This is a genomic window from Haloplanus vescus (assembly GCF_900107665.1).
Taxonomy (GTDB): Archaea; Halobacteriota; Halobacteria; order Halobacteriales; family Haloferacaceae; genus Haloplanus; species Haloplanus vescus.
The window spans coordinates 65538-86171 of sequence record NZ_FNQT01000002.1 but is presented as its reverse complement, the minus strand read 5'-3'; the positions used below and the strand labels follow the sequence as shown (position 1 = coordinate 86171).

Sequence of the window (20634 nt, the reverse complement as noted above, 5' to 3'; positions counted from 1 at the left end):
CGGGCGCGAACGGATTCTGGCAGTCGTGTGAACCCTTCACAGCGCGTTACCTTTAGGTCGATTCGCGGAAATGTATAGCCTATGAAGATTCTGGTGACCGGCGGGAGCGGATTCGTCGGCGGACACCTGTGCCGTGAACTGAAATCGCGAGGCCACTCGGTGACGGCGCTCTCGCGACGGCCGAGTGAGGGCGACCTTCCGGGTGGCGTTGAGAAGGCCATGGGCGACGTGACGGCCTACGACTCGCTCGTCGAACCGATGCGCGGGCAGGACGTGGTCGTCAATCTAGTCGCGCTGTCACCGCTGTTCAAGCCGTCGGGCGGCGACGAGATGCACGACCGAATCCACCGACAGGGGACCGAGAACGTGGTGCAGGCCGCCGAGGAGACGGGCGTCGAGAAAATCGTCCAGATGAGCGCGCTCGGCGCGGACCCCGACGGCAATACGGCGTACATCCGCGCGAAGGGCGAGGCCGAGGAAATCGTCCAATCGTCCTCGCTGCGCCACGTCATCTTCCGCCCGTCAGTCATCTTCGGCGAGGGCGGCGAGTTCGTCTCGTTCACGAAGAAGCTCGCCCCGCCGTATCTGACGCCGCTTCCGGGCGGCGGGAAGACGCGCTTCCAGCCAATCTGGATCGGTGACTTGGCGCCGATACTCGCGACGGCGACGGAGGACGACGCCTACGACGGCGGCGTCTACGAACTCGGCGGGCCGGAGAAACTGACGCTCGCGGAGGTGGCGCGCATCGTCCACGGGAGCGAAGGACGGCCGATGACGGTGCTTCCGGTCCCGATGCCGCTGGCGAAGGTGGGGCTCTCGGTGCTCGGATCGCTTCCCGGCGCGCCGATGGGTGCCGACCAGTACCGGTCGCTCCAGTTCGACAACACCACCACCCACAACGACGTCGACGCGTTCGGCGTCGAGGAGTCGTCCCTCCAGACGCTCGGTGCGTACCTCGGCGAACGCTGACGGACGGCAGACGCCCGTCAGACACAGTTGTCACTATTTTAATCACGTCGCTGTCGGGCGATTTTGGCGCCGAAATCGGGGACTGAACTCTCACGCGCCCACAAGGTTTATGGTCGTTTTGCGCCTGGGTTCTTCCCAATGAAGCGGGGTCTGAAACTATGAAACTGGCCATGATCGGGTTCGGGCAGGCCGGGGGCAAAATCGTCGACAAGTTCCTGGAATACGATCAGCGGACGGGAAGTGAAATCGTCCGCGCGGCAGTCGCCGTCAACACGGCCAAAGCCGACCTGATGGGCCTCGAACACATCCCGCAGGACCAGCGAGTGCTCATCGGCCAGTCTCGCGTGAAAGGACACGGCGTCGGGGCGGACAACGAACTCGGCGCGGAAGTCGCCGAGGAGGACATCGGCGAGGTGCAAGGCGCCATCGACGGCATCCCCGTCCACGAAGTCGACGCCTTCCTCATCGTCGCCGGCCTCGGCGGCGGTACCGGGAGTGGCGGCGCGCCCGTCCTCGCGAAACACCTCAAGCGCATCTACACGGAGCCAGTCTACGGACTCGGCATCCTGCCCGGGAGCGACGAAGGTGGCATCTACACGCTCAACGCCGCCCGCTCCTTCCAGACGCTCGTCAACGAAGTCGACAACCTCCTCGTGTTCGACAACGACGCGTGGCGACAGACGGGCGAGTCCGTCCAGAGTGGTTACGACGAGATCAACGAGGAAATCGTCAAGCGATTCGGCATCCTCTTCGGTGCGGGCGAGGTCCGAGAGGGCCAAGAGGTGGCCGAATCCGTCGTCGACAGTTCGGAAATCATCAACACCCTCTCCGGCGGCGGCGTCTCGACGGTCGGCTACGCCCGCGAGTCGGTCGAACGCAAGCAGGAGTCGGGCGGCCTGCTCTCGCGGTTCACGGGCAGCGACGAATCCATCGAAGACCAGCTCGACTCTGCGAACACGACGAACCGCATCACCAGCCTCGTCCGCAAGGCGGCGCTGGGGCGACTCACCCTCCCCTGTGAAATCGACGGCACGGAGCGCGCCCTCCTCGTGATGGCCGGCCCCTCGGCCTACCTGAATCGGAAAGGCATCGAGCGCGGGCGGAAGTGGCTCGAAGAGCAGACCGGGAGCATGGAGGTCCGCGGGGGCGACTACCCCCTCAACAGCAGTGACTTCGTCGCCTCGGCCATCCTCCTCTCGGGCGTCACGAACGTGCCGCGCATCAAGGAGCTCCAACAGGTCGCCATCGAAGCACAGGACAACATCAACGAAATCCGCGAAGAGAGCGAATCCAATCTCCAGAACTTAGTCGAAGATGACGAGGACGAACTCGAATCACTCTTCTAAGGTCGTCCTCGCCCTAGTCGTCGTGTTGCTCGCCGCAACGGTCCCCGCGGCGGCCATCAACGTCACTGGCGAGGACGTGCCCGAGGAAGCCCAGGTCGGCACGCAAGTATCGGCATCAGTCACACTCGACGAACTGTACCGCAACCCCCAGAGCGAACAGTGGCAACTCGCCGGCTCGACGGAGTTGACCGACGTGTCGTGGACCATCGTGTTCTACGACCAGACCGGGTCGCAGGTCGACCTCATCGAGCCGACGGGCCAATCGTTCTCGAACGTCGACATCCAGGCCAGTAGCGGCACCTCGGAAGTCGAGGTTCGCGTCACCGGGACGGTCCCCGAAGTCGACTCGTACAGCTACGACCCGGCCCAGGAGTTCCAACTGCTGGAGCTCACTCGCGGGCAGTCGGGCGGCGCGAGCGACACCATCGACACATGGGACGCCACCCACTACACCGAGCAGAGCGCGTCGGCGCGACAGGCTATCGACCGAGCGGGCACGGAACTCGATGAAGCCCGACAGAGCGGCGCGAACCCGAGCGACGCGCAGGCCAACTACGAGGACGCCATCACGGCGTACAACGACGGCAGCTTCGACGTGGCGACCAACCTTGCCACCCGAGCGGCGAGTCAGGCCGAGCAGGCCCAGCAGTCCCAGCAGACCCAGCAACTGCTCATCTACGGCGTCGTCGCGCTCGTCGTCCTTGCGCTCGTCGTGGGAGGCGTCCTCTACTGGCGCTCCCAACAGGGCCCGGACGACCCGCTCAGCTAGCGGATGCGGACGCTCGTCCCCTTCGAGTCGACGACCCCGAAGACCCGACTCGACGGGGTGCTCGATGCCGACGAACGCCGCACCTTTTCGCGAGCGATGCTCCGTGACGTGTGTACCGCCCTCCGCGACGCCGGCCACGACGCCGAAGTGCTCGCGACGGCGCCGGTGTCGGTCGACGCGCCCGTGACCGTCGACGAGCGGCCGCTCTCGCAGGCCGTGAACGCCCGCCTCGGCGACGAGCGAGTGGGAATCGTCGTCGCGGACCTCGCACTCGTGACGCCGACGGCCATCGACCGCCTCACCGACGCCGCGAGCGAGGCAGACATCGCCATCGCTCCGGGACGGGGCGGCGGGACGAACGCCCTCGTCGTCGACCACCCCGAGTTTCGCGTCGACTTCCACGGCGTCTCCTACCGCGACCACCGGGCGCACGCCCGCGACATCGGGGCGTCGGTGTCGGTCGTCGACTCGATGCGACTGGCGACCGACGTGGACGTGCCTGCGGACTTGGTCGAGGTACTTCTCCACGGCGAGGGGGAAGCGGCGTCGTGGCTCCGCGAGGCGGGGTTCGAACTCGACGCCGACGGCGGCCGCGTCGGCGTGCGACGCGAGTGACGACACGGCGGTTTTTTGCCCGTCGGGCGCCGAGCAGAGCCCATGTCTCGGGCCCCGGAGACGGACGACGAACGCGTCGCGCCGTCGACGCTCGTCGACGACGACGCCGTCGACGCTCTCCTCGGGACGACGCCTTCCGACGTGGATTCGGCGCCCGAACTCACCTTCGCGCGGAACGTCTTCCTCCCGCTGACGACCGCCTGCCGCTACACCTGCACGTACTGCTCCTTTTACGACGTGCCCGGCGAGGCGACGCTGATGCCGCCCGAATCGGTGCGCGAACAGCTCCGCCACGGCGCCGACGCGGGCTGTACGGAGGCACTCTTTACCTTCGGCGACGCGCCCGACGAACGCTACACGCAGGTCCACGACCAACTCGACGAGTGGGGATACGACACCGTCCTCGACTACCTCGTCGACGCCTGCGAGATGGCGCTGGAGGAGGGGTTGCTCCCCCACAGCAACCCCGGCGACCTGCGCCAATCGGAGATAGCGCGACTCGCCGAGGTCAACGCCAGCATGGGCGTGATGATAGAGACGACGGCGAACGTGGACGCCCACGCGGGGAACCGGCAGAAGACGCCGGAGCGCCGACTGGGGACGCTTCGCGCCGCCGGCGAGGCGGGCGTCCCGTTCACGACGGGGATTCTCGTCGGCATCGGCGAGACGCGGCGTGACCGCGCCGAGAGTCTGCTCGCCATCCGCGAACTCCACGAGCGCTACGACCACGTTCAAGAGGTCATCGTCCAGAACGTCGTCCCGAACGAGCGCTCGGACTTCGAGCGACCGAGCGTCGAGACGATGCGCGAGACGGTGGCGATGGCACGGGCCGCGCTCCCCGCCGAGGTGTCGGTCCAAGTGCCGCCGAACCTCTCGCCGACGCGGGAGTTACTTGACTGCGGCGTCGACGACTTGGGCGGCGTGTCGCCGGTGACGGACGACTACATCAATCCCGAGTACGCGTGGCCCGCGCTCGACGAACTGCGGGACGTGGCCGCCGAGGCGGGCGTGCCGTTGCGCGAACGCCTGCCGACGCACGAACGCTACCTACCACCCAGATTCCGCCGCGACGGCGTGGACCCAGCGAGTGGGTCGTGGCTCAGTCAGCCAATCGTCGACGCGATGGCGGAGCTGGACCGGTTCGTGGGCGGGCCGCCCCGGCTATAGCCACCGCTCCTCGATGTCGGGCAGGCGCTTCCGGACGAGGGTGTATCCGCCGGCAGTGACGACGAACGCCACGGCGACGCGGCGAACCGTGGGCCCGAAGTGGGTCAGTCCCGGTGCGAAACAGACCAGCGTAAGCAGGAAGTCCTCGGGTGCGCCGTCGTAGCGCACCCAGTACCGGGGCCGGAGCCACCGGCGTCGGGAGTGGAGGTAGACGGCTTCGACAGAGGTGCGCTCCCACGGCCGAGGTTCGAGGCCCGCGCCGAGAACGTCGCTCACGGAGTGGACGGCGGCCGCGAGGAAGAACCACGCGGCGGCGACAGTCGCGGGGCCGGGGACGGCCGCGGCGAGGCCGAGTGCGGGGAGCGCGGCCACCCAGTAGTAGTCGGGGAAGTGGAGCGTCTTGCGGTGGACGCCAGCCAGTACGTCCAGGTCGGGAAAGACGCCGCCCGCGATGCCGGCGAGGGCGGCGACGGGGGCCAACTCGGGGGCGACGACGGTCAGCGGTACGGCGAGGAGGAGGCCGACCGCCGCGTGCGTCGTCGCCATCATGGTCAATCAGTCGTCCGCCGTGGGCGTCGCGTCCGCGAGCATCGGCGTCCCGTCGGCGCGCGGGCCGAGAGCGGGGCCGTACGGCGCGTCGTCGGCCGAGAGAGGTCGACGCCGCTCGTAGTCCGTCGAGCGCTCGACCGGCCGGCGGCCGATGGCGGTCACCATGTCGACGTAGTCGGCGACCGACCGGAACTCGCCGTAGTCGCCGCCGGCGCGTTTGGTTATCTCCTCGGAGAAGAGCGTCCCCATGAAGTCGTTGGCGCCACAGGAAAGCGTCTTCAGCGACTTCTCGTCGCCGAACTTCACCCACGAGGTCTGGACGTTCTCGATGTTGTCGAGGAAGAGTCGCGAGACGGCGATCATGAGTTCGTCTTCGGCGTCGCTCGCGCCGCCGGACACCAGTCCCTGCTCGTAGAGTGGCGTCTGCTGGTGGACGAAGGAGAGGGGGACGAACTCCGTGATGCCGCCGGTCCGGTCCTGAAGGTCACGGACTCGCTTCAGGTGCATCGCGCGGTGCATCTCGTTCTCGACGTGGCCGTACATGATGGTCGCGGTGACGGGGAGGCCGGCGGCCATCGCCCCCTCCATCGCGTCGAGCCATTCGCCGGTATCCATCTTGGCCGGACAGATGACCTCGCGCACCTCGTCGACGAGAATCTCGGCGGCGGTGCCGGGTGCGCTGTCGAGGCCGGCGTCGCGCAGGCGGCGATACACCGTCTCGTAGGACCAGTCGGTGCCGCGGCGGGCGTGGTAGGCCTCCTCGGGCGTCATCGAGTGGACGTGGACGCCGTCGACGGACATGGCCCGAATCTGCTCGGCGTAGGTGCCCGGCGAGGTGGTGTAGGCCGACGGCGGGCGGTAGTTCACGCGGCTGGGGTCGTCGACGGCCTCCAGCAGTTCCCGGTGCTCCGCGTCGAGGGCGAAAGCGGGGTGGAGGCCGCTGACCGAACACACCTCGGAGATGCCGCGGTCGACGGCCGCGGCGACGCGCCGGCGCGACTCCGCGGGCGTCTTGGTGAACCCGCCGTGGTCGTCCGGCGCGTCGACTTCGAACGCCGACGCGCGGTCCTTGAAGTTACAGAACTTACAGCCCGTGTCACACGCCGTCGTGACGTTGTTGTTGAGGTTGGCGACGAAGGTCACGTCGTCGCCGACGACGTCGGCGCGTCGGTAGTCCGCCGCCTCCAGCACTCGCTCCTTGCGGACGGGGTCGATGCCGTCCCGGTCGGTTCCGGTCGTCAGGAGTTCGACCCCGTCGTCGACGGTGAGGCGGTGGCCGTTCCGGGCTTTCGCGAGCGCGTTCTCGAAGGATTGGTCGGTCTCCGGAACGTGCTCGAATTCGAAGCCCGCGTCGGGCGGGTCGCTCATCGAAAGAGCCCAGACGCCCGAGACTAATAGGGGTTGTCGTCACCCGTGTCAAAAGACCCATATCGGTCGATACCGACGGGACAGGTATGCGAAGTCGGGTCCGGCGACTGGGGCGACGCGCCTACGAGCGTCTGCTCCGTCGTAACATCGACGACGGCCCGAGCCACGTCGCCGTCATCCAAGACGGCAACCGGCGCTACGCCCGCGAGCGCGGCGACGGCACCACCGACGGCTACCGCGAGGGCGCCCAGACCACCGAGCAGGTGCTTCGGTGGTGTCAGGACCTCGGCGTCGAGGAACTCACGCTCTATGCCTTCTCGACGGAGAACTTCGAGCGCCCGCGAGCGGAGCGCGAACACCTCTTCGACCTCATCGAGTCGAAGCTCCGGGAGTTCGCCGACCACGACCAGATTCACGAGAACGAGGTGTGCATCCGCGCGCTGGGCGATATCGAGCGCCTACCCGAACGCGTCCGCGACGCTGTCGCGCACGCGGAGTCACGGACCGAGGGATACGACCGGTTCCGACTGAACGTCGCGCTGGCCTACGGGGGACGGGCCGAGCTGCTGAGCGCCGCCCGCGACACGCTCCGCGCCGTCGACGAGGGGAACCTCGACCCAGAGGACGTGACCGTCGAGGCCATCGAGCGTCGCCTCTACGCCCGGCCCGTCCGCGACGTGGACCTCATCGTTCGGACTGGCGGCGACGAGCGGACGAGCAACTTCCTGCCGTGGCACGCGAACGGCAACGAGGCCGCCGTCTTCTTCTGTGCGCCCTACTGGCCCGAGTTCTCGAAGATAGATTTCCTGCGCGCCATCCGCACCTACGAAGCGCGTGAGGCGTCGTGGCGCCACACGCGCCGCGAGCGTGCTGTCGCCTTGATTCGGGCCGTCGCGGGGTCGTCGCTCGTCGAAACCCGTGAGGTGGTCGGGCGCCTGCGCGAGCAACTCCCCCACGTCGGCGCGGACGAACTCGTCGACGGCGTGCCCGTGGAGACGGAACGCGACGGCGCGGCGGACTGACCGCCCGCCGAGGACCTTTGTGTAGCCCGCCCGTCGGCGAGCGTATGCTCGACGTTCTGCTCCAGACGGCCACGGAAGTCCCGCCGTCGACCCCCGGCCCGGCGGGCCTCGCCGACTACTGGCCGGTCGTCCGGCGCGGCGTGTGGTTCGTCGTCGGCTTCGTCGCCGTCACGTTCGTCGGCTGGTTCGTGGTCGAACCGGTCGTCGGCGAGTACGTCAAGCGTCGCAACCGAAACAACCCGACGATTCAGGAGGCCGTCGAGCGGTACGTCCGCCTGTTCGTCCTCGTCGTCGCCTTCTTCGTCGCGGCGGGGACGGCTGGCTACGGCGGGTTCGTCGGTGACTCCGCGCTCGTCGTCGCCGCGGGGACGCTCGCCGTCGGCGTCGCTGGCCAGACGGTCATCGGCTCCATCGTCAGCGGACTGGTGCTGGTCGTCGACCCCGAGTTCAACGTCGGCAACTACATCGAGTGGGAGGACGGCGAGGGGACCGTCCAGTCCATCACGCTCCGCGTGACGCGCGTCCTGACGCCGAACGGTGAACTCGTCACGGTACCGAACACGGTGTTGACGAGCCAGTCCATCACGCGACCCTACGGACGGGGGCGTCGGCGCGTCGTCGAACACGTCGGCGTCGCCTACGAGGACGACGTGAGCGACGCGCTCGATCACCTCACGGCGGCGACAGAGGCCGTCGAGGCCATCGAACGGGAGCCGACGCCGAAGGCGTACGTCGACGACTTCGGCGACGACGCCATCGTCGTCCGCGTCCACTTCTGGATCAGCGACCCCCGACGGCAGGACGTCTTCGGGATTCGGTCGGCGTACGCCCGCGCGGTCAAGCGCCGCCTTGACGACGCGGGCATCACCATCAGCCCGGCGTCGAAACGGGAGCTCGAAGGCCGACTCGAAGTGGACCGAGAGAACTGACGGTACCGCTCGCCACCCGCCCAGCCTGCCGACCGCAGCTCGATGTGACGGCGGTGCGCGGGCACGGTGCGTACGCTCCGGAGACGCAGTCGTTCGGCGTTAAACACCCTCCGGATGCGGCGTGAACGGCACGAACCGCGAGCGACGGGCAAACCCGGCTGAACTCGGGTTAATTCGCCCGGAACGGCGTGGCCCGTTTATGTCTGTCCGGCCTGTCGGGTAGGCCGTGAACGAACACGACCACGAATCGGCGACGGCATCGCGACGTGACTACCTGCGAGCGACTGGCGCGGCGGCCGCCGCGAGCGTCGCGGGACTGGCCGGCTGTATGGGCGGCGCCGAAGCCGCGACCGGCACGCTCGCGACGCGCGTGAGCGACCAACCGGGCGACATCGGCGACTTCGAGTCCTGTGTCGTCACTATCGCAGGCTACTGGGTGAAACCGGAGAGCGACGAGGAATCGGACGCGACGGCGACGGAAACGGAGTCGGACTCCGAGAGCACCGAGACTCCCGACGAGAGCGACGCGCGCCAGTACCACGAGTTGGAGAGCCCGCAGGAGGCCGACCTCGTGGAGCTGCAGGGCGACCGCTCGGCGCTCATCGGCGAGCAGGAACTTGAGACGGGGACGTACGCCTTCCTCCAGCTCGACGTGACGGGCGTCGAGGCAACCCTCGCCGACGGCGGCGACGCGACGGTGGACACGCCGGGCAACGCCCCCCTGCAGTTCAAGCAGTCCTTCGACATTCGGGAGAACACGCGGACGCAGTTCACCGCCGACTTCACGCCCGTCAAGCGAGGGCAGAGCGGGTCGTACCTCCTCAAACCGGTCGCACAGGAGACGACGGTGAGTTACGAGTCGATAGAGGCGACGAGCACCGGGACGGCGAACGAGACGGCGACGAGCGAATAGCGGCCTACCGCCCGAAGCGACGCTGGCGGTTCTGGTAGTCCAGCACTGCCCGGAGGTAGTCGCGCTCGCGGACGTCCCGCCAGTTCACGTCGATGAAGTAGAGTTCGGAGTAGACGGACTGCCAAATCATGAAATCCGAGAGGCGTTCGGCGCCGGTCTTGATGAGCAGGTCGGGTTCGTCGGGGAAGACCAGCCGACGTTCCACGTCCGCCTCGTCCACGTCGCTCGGGTCGAGTTCGCCGGCGTCGACTTCGGAAGCGAGCGAGCGGACGGCGGCGGCGAACTCGCCTTTGCCGCCGAGGCCGACGTTCACCTGCACGGGCGCGTCGACGGGGTCGGTGTCGTCCGGAGCGCGGACGGCGACGCGGCGAGGTACGGAGAGCGAGCGGAGTTCGCGCTCCAGCGTCGGCACCACGGACTCGTCGAGGACGCTCACGGAGACGGTGGCGCGTTCGGCGCCGTAGTCGAAGACCCACCCGAGGAGGCGTTCGAGGCGGTCGTACGCCCCCTGTTCCAACAGGTCCCGCTCCGTGAGGACGAGCGCGACGTGTGCTGGCGGGTCGCCGGGGTGAAAGCGCTGCCTGAGCGCGAGATAGCGGTCGTACAGGCCCACGGGGGCAACAGGAGGGCACAGCGCAAAAGCACACCGGGTTCGGCGACTTCGGGGCGACAGCGCCCCGTGTCGGGAGGGTTAAGTGGCCGTCCGAGGTACCGCACGGTGTGACGTCCACCCTTCGACGGGCAGGAGGGTTCGCGGCGGTCGGAACGCTCGCGCTCGCTGCGCCCGAACTCGGGCGGGCGGCCGCCGCCCCCTTCGCTATCGTCGCGCTCCTCGCTGCGTTCGTCATCGACGAGGGGCCGGTCTTCGACCTCTTCGCCCGGCCACAGGACCGCCGCGACGGCCGGCTCAACGGCCTCGCCGGCTTCTCTCTGGCCGCCACCGGCCTCGCTATCCTCGCCACGGCGCCCCGGGAGTCGATGCCGACGGGCGTGTTCGTCGCCGCCGTCCTCGTCGTCGCGTACGGGAACGTCGGCGCTCGCGCCGTGGAGCGACTGTGGAGCGACCCGGGACGGTCGGTCGCCGGCTTCAGTACCGTCGCCTTCCTCGCGGCAGCCGCCGGCCAAGTGCTCGTCGCGATGGCGCTGGGTCGAACGCCGACGCCAGCGTCGGTGGTCTTTCTCGCCGCCGCGGGCGCCCTCGTCGCCGCACTCTTGCGGTCGATGCTCTACGAACGCGACGACCCCATCGTGATGCTCTCGACGGGGCTCTTGCTCTGGCTGTTCGACGTCATCGGCGTCGACGCCGGCATCGTCAACGTCGGCGTCGCACTCGCCGTGACCGTCGCCCTCGGCTACGTCTCCTATCGGACCGGCACCGCCTCCGTCCCGGGGATGGTGACCGGCGTCTTGCTCGGCCTCCTCACCATCGTCTTCGGTGGTATCGGCTGGTTCGCCATCCTCATCGCCTTCTTCGGCATCGGCGGCCTCTCCGCGAAGTACCGCTACGAGGAGAAGAGCGAACGCGGCGTCGCCGAGGACAACGAGGGCGCCCGGGGGAGCGGGAACGTCCTCGGCAACGCGGCGGTGGCGCTCGTGGCCGTCATCGGCTTCGCCGCGAGCAGTAACATGCAACTCGACCCCGCACTCTTCCAGTTCGCGTTCACCGGATCGCTCGCCGCCGCCATGAGCGACACCCTCTCCAGCGAAATCGGCGTCCTGTTCGGTGAGCCCCGACTCATCACGACGCTCGAACGCGTCGAACCCGGCACCGACGGCGGGGTCACGTGGCAGGGCTACGCCGTCGGCGTCGTCGGCGCCGCCATCGTCGCCGCCGTCGCCGTTATCGGCTTCACGTTCGACGCGCCGGCGCTCGCGGCCCTTACCGTCGTCGCCGGCGGCGTCGCAGGCATGACCGTCGACAGCGTCCTCGGGGCGACGCTCGAAGGCGGGCGCGTCGGTAACCAGACGGTCAACTTCCTCGGCACGCTCGGGGGCGCCGTCACGAGCGCCGTCCTCGCCGTTCTCGTCCTGTGATTCGCCCGGCGACGCCGGCAGACGCTGACCGACTCACTCACCTACAGTCGTTGCTCCCCGAACCCAGTCCGGCGCTCTTGGAGAGCGCGCTCGGCGAGACGGGGGCGCCGACGCCGGCAACGGCGCTCGTCTCGGTTGCGGACGGCGCCGTCGTCGGCTACGCCCTCGCCGTCCCCGGCGACGAGACGGTGTACGTCGCCGAACTGGTCGTCGCGCCGGCCCATCGCCGCGAGGGGCGGGCGCGAGCACTCTTGGAGGCGTGTGCAGAGGGTGGCGACTCCCTGACCGTCACCGTCGCGGCCGACAACGAGGCAGCGCAGTCGCTGTACCGAGCGTGTGGGTTCGAACGAGTCGAACGCCTGCCGGAGTTCTTCGAAAACGGGGCGGCGATTCAGTATCGGCGGGACTAGTCGGCGGCGACGAACTGCTCGGCCGTCCGAACGCGGACGTCGACGGGCGTTTTCACCGCTTCACCCGTCGAACGAGCGACGAGTTGCTCGACGCCGCGCTGGGCTGCCACGTCGAGAATCCGTTGGCTCACCTCGCCGTCGACGACGAGGGCGTAGGGGGGCGTCTCGGCGTTCGCGATAGCGTCGAAGGCGTCGGCCGCGGGCACCGTCTCGAGCACCTCGTAGTCGGCGTCGAGGAGGCGGGCCGTCCCCGTCTCGGCGTCGATGACGGCGCGGACGTGTTCGCGGAGGGTCGACGGCGACGCCTCGGCGGCGTCACTCTCGGTGGCCGACGCCTCTTCGGCGCGTTCGCCGTTCTCCTCGGCACGCTCGCCGTGCCCTTCGGCGCGTTCGCCGTTCTCTTCCGCGACGCCCGTCTCGACGGTGGTGCTCCCGGCCGCCGTCTCGGCGACGGGGACGGGCGAGTGAGACGCGGGCGAGTCGTCGGACGTGCCGACTTCGGGCGGTGCGACGGAGTCGTCACCCTCGCCGACGATGTCGCCGTAGGGTGTCTTGTTCCGCAGGGCGGACATGACTTCGTGGCGCTCCAAGTCCTCGACGGACCGGTTCTCGGGCGCGAAGACGACGTAGTCCACGTCGCCGACCTGTGAGAGTTCGCGGAGGATGAGTTCGCCGCCCCTGTCGCCGTCGAGGAAGGCCGTGACCGTCCGCTCCTCGCTCAGGTGGGCTATCGGGTCGGGGACGTTCGTCCCCTCCACCGCGATGGCGTTCTTGATGCCGTACTGAAGCAGGGTGAGCACGTCGGCACGGCCCTCGACGACGATGATGGCGTCGGCGTCGGCGACGCGCGGGCCTGCGGGGAGGCCCTCGTACTCCGTGATGTCCTCGATGCGGACGCTCTCGCGGACCTCCTCCAGAATCTTCGAGGAGTCCATGACGCTCTCGTCGAACGACCCCGCGAGCAGTTCCTTCGCGCGGTCGATGACCTTCCGGCGCTTGGCCTCGCGCACGTCCTCGATGTTCGTCACTTCGACCGAGGCCTGACAGGGGCCGACGCGGTCGATAGTCTCCAGGGAGGCGGCGAGGATGGCCGTCTCCACCTTGTCGAGGCTGCTCGCGATGGTGATGCGGCCGAAGGACTGGCCGTTTTCGCTGTCTATCTGAACGTCGATACGACCGACTTTCGAGGACTGTTGTAGGTCGCGCAAGTCGAGTTCGTCGCCGAGCAGGCCCTCTGTCTGCCCGAAGACGGCGCCGACCACGTCGCTTCGCTCCACGACGCCGTCGGCCGCAATCGATGCGTGAATGAGGTATTTGGCTGTGTCGTCCATTGATAATCCCCTCGTGGGGGTGATGATGGTGATGGTGAGTTCATGGGTCGCCCCATGTACGCCTATATAATTTTTGGTGACCCGGGAAATACCTGTCGTACTTCCGACTGGCCAGCGACGGCGCCGAGTCAGGAGATACATGCCCGTTCCGCCGCCAACGTGCGATTATGCGTCGCCCTTCGACTGGTCCCGAGTCGCTCCCGGTGACGGCCGCGCTCGGACTGGCGCTGGTCGTCGTCGCGAACCTCCTCCCACTCGTCGGCGTCGTCGCCTGGGGGTGGGACCTCACGTCGCTGCTGGTGCTCTACTGGGTCGAAGCGTGCGTGACGATGGTGATGGCGGCCGTGAAGGCGCTGTTCGCCGAGCGTGGCTCGCCGGGGATTTCCGGGTCGATCGAACCCCTGCACGAACTCCGCGAGAAACGCGGTGGCTGGCGGCCCCACCCAAACTGGCCACCGCTCTACCCCCGGAACGTCCCCTTCGCGCTCTCCGTTGTCGGCGCCTGGAGCGTGACGGCGCTTCCGCTGACGCTCCTCCACTGGGGTGCGGACGGCCCGGACATCGCGCTCTCGCTCGACTTGCTCGCGGGCATCGGCGCGTTACTGGTCTCGCAGGTGCGTGACTTCGTCACCGAGTACGTCGGGGACGAGGAGTACGCGACGGTGTCGGCCCAAGAGCTCCTCCAGACGCCGATACAACTCGGCGTCGTCGTCCTCTCGGTCGGCCTCCTCGCCGCCGACAGTCGAGCGGGCAGTCTCGCGCTCCTCGTCGGCGTCGTCCTCGTGAAAGCCGCCGTCTCGGCCTATCGCTTCTACGCCGACCACGTCGGCGAACCGCTCGTCCAGCTCGGGGAGCGGTTCACGGCCGACGCGAGCGAGCCACCGCCGGAGCTCGACCTGCCCGACGCGCCCGTCCGCGGGCGAGTGGGCGTCGACGCGCGGTCGGTACTGCTGGGGAGCGTCTGGGCCGTCGCGTTCGGGTTCGCGACGCGCTTCGGCATGGGTTCGCTCGTCGTCGCCGGATTCGCCGCCCTCACGCGCCGCCCGCTCTGGATTGCCCTCGGACTGGTTCCACTCCTCGCCGTCGTCGCCGGCCGCGTCTGCTCGTTTTACCTCCGGTACGGAACCATCGAGTACCAGCGACGCGGCGAGAATCTGGTGGCGTACGACACGCTCCTCGACGCCCCGCAGTGGGTGGTGCCGGTCGATTCGACGACGGAGTTCTCGGTGAAAAACGCCATCGTCGACCGACTCCGCGGGACCGACACGCTCACCGTCGCCGACGTGGCGTCGGCCGACGGGCGAGACGTACAACTCGGACCCGTTCGCGACGCCGAGGCGGCCGCCGAGACGCTCGACCTCCCCGTTGAGGAGACGGCGCGACCGGCGCGAGACCCCACGGTCATCGCCGCCGCCTCACTCTTGGTGCTCGCCTTCCTCGCCGTCCCCGCCGGTCTGTTCCTCGCGCCACAGGTCGAGCGGTCGACGGCGGTCGGCATCGTCGTCGTGCTCGGCCCTTTCGGTGCCATCCCCGTGGTCGCCCTGCTGTGGGTCGTGTTGGCACGAATCTGAGACGCGTACCGTTATGGGCCTCTCGGCTGTAGGTGAGGCCGATGGCGCAAATCGACCGACTGCGGTGTTACCCCATCAAGGGGTTCGACGGAATCGATGTCGACTCCGCGCAGGTGAGCGCCGCGGGCACGCTCGCGGGCGACCGAGCGTACGCCCTGTGTGACCCCGAAGCCAGTCGCATCGAGACGGGATCGGACATGCAGACGCTCGCGTACAACGGCAAGCAGACCGACCGCGTGCACGACGTGCGGACCGACTTCGACCCCTCGACGCACGTCCTGACCGTCGACCCGGACGACGGCGATGAACGGACCTTCGACCTCTCGACCGATGACGGCCGCGCGACGGCGGGCGAGTGGTTCGGCGAGTTCATCGGCGACCCGGTCGACCTGCGTCGCCGCGAACCGCCGGCGTTCGTCGACCGACCCGACGCCGGTCCCTCCATCATCAGCACCGCGACGCTGGAGGCAGTCGCCTCGTGGTTCGACGAGATGACCGTCGAGAGCGCCCGGCGTCGCCTCCGCGCCAACGTCGAGGTGAGCGGCGTCCCCGCGTTCTGGGAGGACCGCTTCGTCGGCGAAGACGCCCCTGCGTTCGTCGTGGGCGACGGCGTTCGGTTCGAGGGCGCCGAACCCTGCGCGCGGTGTGTGGTCCCCAGTCGCGACCCGGAGACGGGCGACCCACTGCCGGAGTTCCGCGAGCGATTCGTGGAGCGGCGGGAGGCGACCTTCCCCGAGTGGGCCGACGAAGACGCCTTCCCGCATTTCTACACCCTGATGCTCATCTCGCAGGTGCCCGAGGCGTCGCGAGAACAGTCGATTGCGGTCGGTGACGAGGTGCGGGTCGGCGACTGACGCCGACCTGCTTGGCGAGATATATAACGGCGCCAGCTCACTACCACGTATGCAGACCCACATCGTCCCGGTCGGGTTCGATTACGACCGGCTGATCGCGCCGCTGATTCGCGACCAGTTCGACGTGGACCGCGTCATCCTGTTGGAGGGAGCGGTCGGGAGCGAGGCCAACGTGGAGTACTCGCGGAACCTCTCCGCCAAACTGGAACAGGACTTTCAGAACCTGCTCGGCGCCGAGACGACTCGGGTCGTCATCGAGGACGTCTACGACTACGACGCGGCGTTCAAGCGCGCGTACGACCTCATCAACGACGAACTGGACGCGGGCGCGCCGGACGGCGAGGTGTGGGTCAACGTGAGTTCGATGCCCCGGCCCGTGAGTTTCGCCTTCGCCACCGCCGCCCACTCCATCACGCTCGAACGGCAGGCCGACCGCGACCGCATCCACACCTACTACACCGCCCCCGAGAAATACCTGGAGACGGAGCTCGCCGAGGAACTGCGGGCGAACCGCGACCTGCTGACCGACCTGCTCGACGACGAGTCGGTCGACGAGGACGCGATTCGGGAGCGACTGACGGGCACGACGGAACTCCTCGACGAGTTCGACGAGCGCGGTACCACCATCGGCGCCAAGCGCATCGGCGAGGACCACATCGTCGAACTGCCGGTCGCCTCCTTCTCGAACGTCAAACCTTTCGAGGAAGTGATTCTGTTCGAACTCGGCGACCACGGCGAGTTCGAATCCGTCTCCGAACTCGCGGAGGCACTCGCCGCCGAACTCGGCGAGGAGTACACCGACAGCTTCCGGTCGAAGGTCATCTACAACGTCGACCGCCTCGGTCCCGGCGGGAAAGGCTACATCGAACAGGAAGAGCACGGCAAGTCCTACCGAACGCAGCTGTCGCGAATCGGCGAACTGTGGGTGCGCGCCCACGCCGACCGCGAGGACGACGACTAGAAGTCGAGGCCGCGGGGCGACGCCTCGGGAACCAGCGGACTCCCCGGCAGGTCCGCGGGAAGGTCGGGGAGATTGTAGCCGCCGGGCGCCACGTCGTTGGGCGCGTCGGGGTAGAACGTCGCCGCGAGCGTCTGAATGTGTTCCCGGCCCACGTCAAGTTCGAACTGCCCGCCGCCGTAACACGCGATGTCGTTCGCCTGCGCGTACTCGATAGTGTCGAGGAGTGACTCGACGGTGCCAAAGCGCGAGGGTTTGACGTTGAGCCACCGTGGCTCGAACGGCAGGTCACGGACGCTCTCGACGCTCGTTATCGGCGCGTCCCACGAGAGGCGGTCCCGCGCCGACGCCACCACCGTTCGCGTCTCGTCGGTGAGCGCCGGGTCTTCGATAACGGCGTCGGGGAAGCCCCGAATCACGCGCTCGTAGAGGTCCGGGTCGGGTGCTTGGTCGACCGTCGTCCCGGTGTAGTGGCCCTTCAGGTCGAGGAGGCGAACGGCGCCGGTGTCGGCGAGCGCAGTCACCAGGTCGTCGTCCCAGTCGCTCGTGGGGTCGAGTTTGAGGCCGATGTCGGGCTGGGCGTCAAGAATCGCGTCGACGCGGTCGGTCGTCGGCGGGTCGCCGAGGCGGGTGCTGACGACGAACCGGACGGGGTCACGCTCCCGCTCAAGCGCGGTGGCGAAGTCGGTGTCGGCCTGTCGGAGCGCCAAATCAAGGGCCGCGCTCTCGACCCCCCAGCGGCGGTAATGGCGCGCAGACGGCTGTTCCGGGTCTTCCGTGGGAAAGAGGTCCACGTCGTCGAGCGCCGTCGAGAACTCGTCGAACGTGTACTCGCCGGTGGGGACGAGCGACCCCGTCTCGGCGAGTGCGTCGTGGTCTTCCGTGTCGTAGGTGACGTCCTCGCCGCGCCCGACGTGCCCGTCGCCGCGGAGCTCGAAGACGGTGGTCGCACGGGTGAACCCACTGGAGGTGTCTCGCTCGTGGCGAGTTCGGGTCTCGCTCTCGACGCGGAGTGGCAGGTCCGCGAGGTGGTCGTAGAGGGTCACGGCGGAATCAGGCGCTCCAGCGTGAAAGGCTGTGGGAGCGCTGCCGTTAATCCGATTTAATCTGGACTAGTCCGCGGGAAGTGCGGTTCAGCGACGTACAGTTATACGGGGCCGGACAGCTACGACCTTGACGAGATGAATGAGAACGGAACGACGCTCGTCGCCAGGACAGGGGCGGCGAGACTCGTTGCGACGGGAGCGCGGGCGACAGGCACAGGGATCGACGGGGGCCCGGCAGTCGAGGAGAGGAGGTGAGCGTCGATGCGGAAGTGGGTCATCGCGCTCGGTGTCGTCGCCGTCGTCGCAGCCGCCGCGGTGGGTCTCGGTGGCCTCGGCGGCGGCGCGTCGGATAGCGGTTCGGGAGACGACATCGAATCCTTCCCGACTGAGACGACGACGGAGACGGCCGCCGGGACGGGAGGCGACAACGTGACGACGACCCAGCCAGCGCCCAGTCCGGCCTTCGCGTTCACCGTCGACCAGATGGAAGAGTGTGGGCGAACCTGCCGTGACGTGACGAGTACGCTGACGAACGACGGGGACGCGGACGCGTCGGACGTAACGGTCTACACGCGCATCTTCGCCGGCAACGGAACCGACGGCGACGTGGTCTGGGAGGGACAGGAACGGGTCGGCTCGCTCAACGCGAGTGAGTCGCACACGACGACCAAGCGGGTCGAACTGTCGCTCTCGGACGCCGTGGCCGTCGAAAGCGCCGGTGGCTGGGTGACCGTCCAGACGACGGTCCAGTCCGAGGAAAAGACGATTACGTTCACCGAGCGCCGACAGGCGGGCTAACGCCGGTCGGTCGCTTCCAACTTCTTCACGCGCGTCGCGAGCGTCAGGAAGGTAGCCGTGAGCGTCAGGACGACGGCGCCCGCGGCGGCGATTTCGTGCGTCGGCGAGAGGTGGGTTATCGTCCCGTCGACGATGCGCTGGCCGGGCAAGAGCGTGTGGTGAGGCGACCCGACCAGCGGGACGAAGTAGTCTACCACGTCGTTCAGGCCGTACCACGCGACGGCGACGGCGACGGCGTGGACGGGGAAGTCGCTGTAGCGATGGATGAGAAACGCCTCGACGGCCATCATGAGGTGGCTGCCGAGGAGGAAGGCGTACATGGGCAGGGAGTTGGCGGCGAGGAAGCCGTCCGCGAACGCGACGAGGACGAAGGGCGTCCACAGCCCGAGTTTCCAACAGCCGAAGAAAGCCAGCGCGTTCAGCGTCTCGCTCTCGCGGCCCAGTTTCCACGTCGCGAGCGACAGCGCGATAAACAGCGTCGCGACGGGACTGTCAGGGACGAGCGGCAAGATGACGCTGGGCTCGGCGACGAACTGGAAGCGGTAGTACCAGAAGCCGAAGGCGGTGCCGACGAGGTTGACGAGGACGATGACCCACGCAATCGAGAGCCCGAAGTTCTCGAGGGCGCGGGGCAGCGGCGCCAGCCACCGCGGAAGCGGGTCGGGGTCGGGGAGCGAGGCACCGTCGAAGAGGGAAGCGACGCGACCCGCGAGTGACTCCGTCCCGGAGCTCATTGTCGGGGGCAGGGAGCGGGCCGGTAAATCGGTGGCGGTCCACCGGGTGGCGTCGGCGAGCGCCGGTCACAGCGTGACGAACAGCGTGAGGAACGTATAGACCACACCCAAGAGGAGCATCCCGGCGACGAGGAGGGCGAACCACGTCCGTCCGTCGCCGGGGAGACTGGGCGTCTCCGACGGGTAGTAGGGCGAGAGCGGGTTCTTCGAACTCGGGTCGCGGTCGCTCATCGGTCGAAGGTGGGACGCGACGGCCATCAGTGTCCCGGCCGACCTATTGTGGGTGCGATGACCGGCAATATCCACCGAAAGCCTGGCGTTAAGTGTATCCCCTCGTAACGAGGCATATGACCGACCTCGAAGAGTTGCGGCGCGGCACGGAACTGGTGAAGCGAGGGTTCGCGCGGATGCAGAAAGGCGGCGTCATCATGGACGTCGTCAACGCGGAACAGGCCCGCATCGCGGAGGACTGCGGCGCCGTCGCGGTGATGAGTCTGGAGGCCGTCCCGGCGGACATCCGCAAGCGAGGCGGCGTCGCCCGGATGGCCGACCCCGCGGCCCTCACCGAGATTCTGGAGGAAGTGTCCATCCCCGTCATGGGGAAGGCCCGCATCGGCCACCAGAAGGAAGCCGAGATTCTGCAGGCGACGGGCGCCGACATGATAGACGAGAGCGAGGTACTCACGCCCGCCGACGACGACTACCACATCGACAAGCGCGACTTCACCGCGCCGTTCGTCTGTGGCGCGCGCAACCTCGGCGAGGCGCTCCGCCGCATCGACGAGGGCGCGGCGATGATTCGCACCAAAGGCGAAGCGGGCACCGGCGACGTGAACCAGGCCGTCACCCACCAGCGCGCCATCAAAGGCGCTATCCGACAGCTGGAGGGCATGGCCTACGAGGAGCGCGAGCGCTGGGCCCGCGAGCACGGCGCACCCCGCGACTTGGTCCACGAGACGGCGGAGATGGGTCGCCTGCCGGTCGTCAACTTCGCCGCCGGCGGCATCGCGACGCCCGCGGACGCGGCGCTCATGATGCACCACGGCTGTGACGGCATCTTCGTCGGGTCGGGCATCTTCGGCGCCGAGAACCCCGAAGCGATGGGCACCGCCATCGTCGAGGCGGTCAACAACTGGGACGACCCCGACCGCCTCGCCGATATCGCGACGAACGTCGGCAAGGGGATGAAAGGCCAGTCGAACGCCGACATGGCCGACGAGGAGAAGCTGCAGGGTCGCGGCGTCTGAGGCC

General features: G+C 68.2%; 22 protein-coding genes. 15 read left to right on the top strand and 7 right to left on the bottom strand.

What is annotated here, in order from left to right; all coding sequences use genetic code 11:
* The first annotated feature begins 81 nt into the window (after positions 1-81).
* From BLU18_RS08105 to cofG, 5 genes are all read left to right on the top strand, one after another.
* Positions 82-969 (top strand): complex I NDUFA9 subunit family protein, encoded by an 888-nt coding sequence (locus BLU18_RS08105; protein WP_092633836.1) that lies wholly within the window; start codon positions 82-84, stop codon positions 967-969.
* 158 nt (positions 970-1127) lie between these two features.
* Positions 1128-2315, top strand: coding sequence for a tubulin/FtsZ family protein (locus tag BLU18_RS08100; protein ID WP_176791210.1), 1188 nt, complete (start codon positions 1128-1130; stop codon positions 2313-2315).
* On the top strand, positions 2284-3084 hold the full coding sequence (locus BLU18_RS08095) for a hypothetical protein (protein ID WP_092633834.1): 801 nt from the start codon (positions 2284-2286) through the stop codon (positions 3082-3084). Before BLU18_RS08100 ends, BLU18_RS08095 begins: the two co-directional genes overlap by 32 nt.
* 3 nt (positions 3085-3087) lie before the next feature.
* Positions 3088-3699 (top strand): 2-phospho-L-lactate guanylyltransferase, encoded by a 612-nt coding sequence (cofC, locus tag BLU18_RS08090; RefSeq protein ID WP_092633832.1) that lies wholly within the window; start codon positions 3088-3090, stop codon positions 3697-3699.
* 42 nt (positions 3700-3741) lie between these two features.
* Positions 3742-4866, top strand: coding sequence for a 7,8-didemethyl-8-hydroxy-5-deazariboflavin synthase subunit CofG (gene cofG / locus BLU18_RS08085; protein ID WP_092633830.1), 1125 nt, complete (start codon positions 3742-3744; stop codon positions 4864-4866).
* On the opposite strand, the gene BLU18_RS08080 is transcribed toward cofG, so the two are convergent.
* Positions 4861-5415 carry a hypothetical protein gene (locus tag BLU18_RS08080; RefSeq protein WP_092633828.1) on the bottom strand — a complete coding sequence of 185 codons (555 nt, stop codon included), beginning with the start codon at positions 5413-5415 and terminating at the stop codon, positions 4861-4863. The genes cofG and BLU18_RS08080 overlap by 6 nt on opposite strands.
* A 6-nt stretch (positions 5416-5421) precedes the next feature.
* Positions 5422-6783: a 7,8-didemethyl-8-hydroxy-5-deazariboflavin synthase subunit CofH gene (gene cofH, locus BLU18_RS08075; RefSeq protein WP_092633826.1), complete on the bottom strand. Its 1362-nt coding sequence runs from the start codon at positions 6781-6783 to the stop codon at positions 5422-5424.
* Positions 6784-6869: 86 nt separating this feature from the next.
* On the opposite strand from cofH, the gene uppS reads away from it, so the two are divergent.
* The 3 genes from uppS to BLU18_RS08060 all read left to right on the top strand — a co-directional run bounded on the left by uppS (position 6870) and on the right by BLU18_RS08060 (position 9647).
* Entirely contained in the window at positions 6870-7805 is a 936-nt protein-coding gene (uppS, locus tag BLU18_RS08070; RefSeq protein WP_092633824.1) for a polyprenyl diphosphate synthase, read from the top strand.
* Positions 7806-7849: 44 nt separating this feature from the next.
* The gene (locus tag BLU18_RS08065; protein ID WP_092633822.1) at positions 7850-8734 is read left to right on the top strand and encodes a mechanosensitive ion channel family protein; all 885 of its coding nucleotides are present in this window, start codon (positions 7850-7852) and stop codon (positions 8732-8734) included.
* A 226-nt stretch (positions 8735-8960) separates the two neighbouring features.
* Positions 8961-9647, top strand: coding sequence for a DUF4382 domain-containing protein (locus BLU18_RS08060; protein WP_245697929.1), 687 nt, complete (start codon positions 8961-8963; stop codon positions 9645-9647).
* A 4-nt stretch (positions 9648-9651) separates the two neighbouring features.
* Here the strand turns inward: BLU18_RS08060 and BLU18_RS08055 are convergent, their stop codons facing one another.
* Positions 9652-10260 (bottom strand): undecaprenyl diphosphate synthase family protein, encoded by a 609-nt coding sequence (locus tag BLU18_RS08055; RefSeq protein ID WP_092633820.1) that lies wholly within the window; start codon positions 10258-10260, stop codon positions 9652-9654.
* 107 nt (positions 10261-10367) lie between these two features.
* Between BLU18_RS08055 and BLU18_RS08050 the strand changes: the two genes are divergently transcribed.
* Together BLU18_RS08050 and BLU18_RS08045 are read left to right on the top strand one after the other, a co-directional pair.
* Positions 10368-11681 carry a DUF92 domain-containing protein gene (locus tag BLU18_RS08050; protein ID WP_092633818.1) on the top strand — a complete coding sequence of 438 codons (1314 nt, stop codon included), beginning with the start codon at positions 10368-10370 and terminating at the stop codon, positions 11679-11681.
* The gene (locus tag BLU18_RS08045) at positions 11678-12091 is read left to right on the top strand and encodes a GNAT family N-acetyltransferase (RefSeq protein WP_092633816.1); all 414 of its coding nucleotides are present in this window, start codon (positions 11678-11680) and stop codon (positions 12089-12091) included. Before BLU18_RS08050 ends, BLU18_RS08045 begins: the two co-directional genes overlap by 4 nt.
* Here the strand turns inward: BLU18_RS08045 and dnaG are convergent.
* Positions 12088-13422, bottom strand: coding sequence for a DNA primase DnaG (gene dnaG, locus BLU18_RS08040; RefSeq protein WP_092633814.1), 1335 nt, complete (start codon positions 13420-13422; stop codon positions 12088-12090). The genes BLU18_RS08045 and dnaG overlap by 4 nt on opposite strands.
* 167 nt (positions 13423-13589) lie before the next feature.
* Here dnaG and BLU18_RS15100 point away from each other — a divergent pair, with 167 nt between their 5' ends.
* The 3 genes from BLU18_RS15100 to BLU18_RS08025 are packed head-to-tail and all read left to right on the top strand — an operon-like array spanning position 13590 to position 16808.
* Positions 13590-14993 carry a DUF6498-containing protein gene (locus tag BLU18_RS15100; protein WP_092633812.1) on the top strand — a complete coding sequence of 468 codons (1404 nt, stop codon included), beginning with the start codon at positions 13590-13592 and terminating at the stop codon, positions 14991-14993.
* A gap of 41 nt (positions 14994-15034) precedes the next feature.
* Positions 15035-15847, top strand: a complete 813-nt coding sequence (locus BLU18_RS08030; RefSeq protein ID WP_092633810.1) for an MOSC domain-containing protein — start codon at positions 15035-15037, stop codon at positions 15845-15847.
* A 49-nt stretch (positions 15848-15896) separates the two neighbouring features.
* Positions 15897-16808, top strand: coding sequence for an HFX_2341 family transcriptional regulator (locus tag BLU18_RS08025; protein ID WP_092633808.1), 912 nt, complete (start codon positions 15897-15899; stop codon positions 16806-16808).
* On the opposite strand, the gene BLU18_RS08020 is transcribed toward BLU18_RS08025, so the two are convergent.
* Complete coding sequence (locus BLU18_RS08020; protein WP_092633806.1) at positions 16805-17851, bottom strand: enolase-like domain-containing protein; 1047 nt, start codon at positions 17849-17851, stop codon at positions 16805-16807. The two genes, BLU18_RS08025 and BLU18_RS08020, sit on opposite strands and share 4 nt — an antisense overlap.
* Before the next feature lie 261 nt (positions 17852-18112).
* Here BLU18_RS08020 and BLU18_RS08015 point away from each other — a divergent pair, with 261 nt between their 5' ends.
* Complete coding sequence (locus tag BLU18_RS08015; RefSeq protein WP_092633804.1) at positions 18113-18649, top strand: hypothetical protein; 537 nt, start codon at positions 18113-18115, stop codon at positions 18647-18649.
* Here the strand turns inward: BLU18_RS08015 and BLU18_RS08010 are convergent.
* Complete coding sequence (locus BLU18_RS08010) at positions 18646-19383, bottom strand: DUF1405 domain-containing protein (protein WP_092633802.1); 738 nt, start codon at positions 19381-19383, stop codon at positions 18646-18648. The genes BLU18_RS08015 and BLU18_RS08010 overlap by 4 nt on opposite strands.
* Before the next feature lie 66 nt (positions 19384-19449).
* On the bottom strand, positions 19450-19614 hold the full coding sequence (locus tag BLU18_RS14850; protein WP_176791209.1) for a hypothetical protein: 165 nt from the start codon (positions 19612-19614) through the stop codon (positions 19450-19452).
* 116 nt (positions 19615-19730) lie between these two features.
* Here BLU18_RS14850 and pdxS point away from each other — a divergent pair, with 116 nt between their 5' ends.
* Positions 19731-20630 carry a pyridoxal 5'-phosphate synthase lyase subunit PdxS gene (pdxS, locus tag BLU18_RS08000; RefSeq protein WP_092633798.1) on the top strand — a complete coding sequence of 300 codons (900 nt, stop codon included), beginning with the start codon at positions 19731-19733 and terminating at the stop codon, positions 20628-20630.
* Positions 20631-20634 lie beyond the last annotated feature (4 nt).

Coding starts and splice junctions, on each gene's coding strand:
- BLU18_RS08105 (WP_092633836.1), top strand. CDS start 82: ATGAAGATTCTGGTGACCGGCGGGAGCGGATTCGTCGGCGGACACCTG.
- BLU18_RS08100 (WP_176791210.1), top strand. CDS start 1,128: ATGAAACTGGCCATGATCGGGTTCGGGCAGGCCGGGGGCAAAATCGTC.
- BLU18_RS08095 (WP_092633834.1), top strand. CDS start 2,284: ATGACGAGGACGAACTCGAATCACTCTTCTAAGGTCGTCCTCGCCCTA.
- cofC (WP_092633832.1), top strand. CDS start 3,088: ATGCGGACGCTCGTCCCCTTCGAGTCGACGACCCCGAAGACCCGACTC.
- cofG (WP_092633830.1), top strand. CDS start 3,742: ATGTCTCGGGCCCCGGAGACGGACGACGAACGCGTCGCGCCGTCGACG.
- BLU18_RS08080 (WP_092633828.1), bottom strand. CDS start 5,415: ATGATGGCGACGACGCACGCGGCGGTCGGCCTCCTCCTCGCCGTACCG.
- cofH (WP_092633826.1), bottom strand. CDS start 6,783: ATGAGCGACCCGCCCGACGCGGGCTTCGAATTCGAGCACGTTCCGGAG.
- uppS (WP_092633824.1), top strand. CDS start 6,870: ATGCGAAGTCGGGTCCGGCGACTGGGGCGACGCGCCTACGAGCGTCTG.
- BLU18_RS08065 (WP_092633822.1), top strand. CDS start 7,850: ATGCTCGACGTTCTGCTCCAGACGGCCACGGAAGTCCCGCCGTCGACC.
- dnaG (WP_092633814.1), bottom strand. CDS start 13,422: ATGGACGACACAGCCAAATACCTCATTCACGCATCGATTGCGGCCGAC.
- BLU18_RS15100 (WP_092633812.1), top strand. CDS start 13,590: ATGCGTCGCCCTTCGACTGGTCCCGAGTCGCTCCCGGTGACGGCCGCG.
- BLU18_RS08030 (WP_092633810.1), top strand. CDS start 15,035: ATGGCGCAAATCGACCGACTGCGGTGTTACCCCATCAAGGGGTTCGAC.
- BLU18_RS08025 (WP_092633808.1), top strand. CDS start 15,897: ATGCAGACCCACATCGTCCCGGTCGGGTTCGATTACGACCGGCTGATC.
- BLU18_RS08015 (WP_092633804.1), top strand. CDS start 18,113: ATGCGGAAGTGGGTCATCGCGCTCGGTGTCGTCGCCGTCGTCGCAGCC.
- BLU18_RS08010 (WP_092633802.1), bottom strand. CDS start 19,383: ATGAGCTCCGGGACGGAGTCACTCGCGGGTCGCGTCGCTTCCCTCTTC.
- BLU18_RS14850 (WP_176791209.1), bottom strand. CDS start 19,614: ATGAGCGACCGCGACCCGAGTTCGAAGAACCCGCTCTCGCCCTACTAC.
- pdxS (WP_092633798.1), top strand. CDS start 19,731: ATGACCGACCTCGAAGAGTTGCGGCGCGGCACGGAACTGGTGAAGCGA.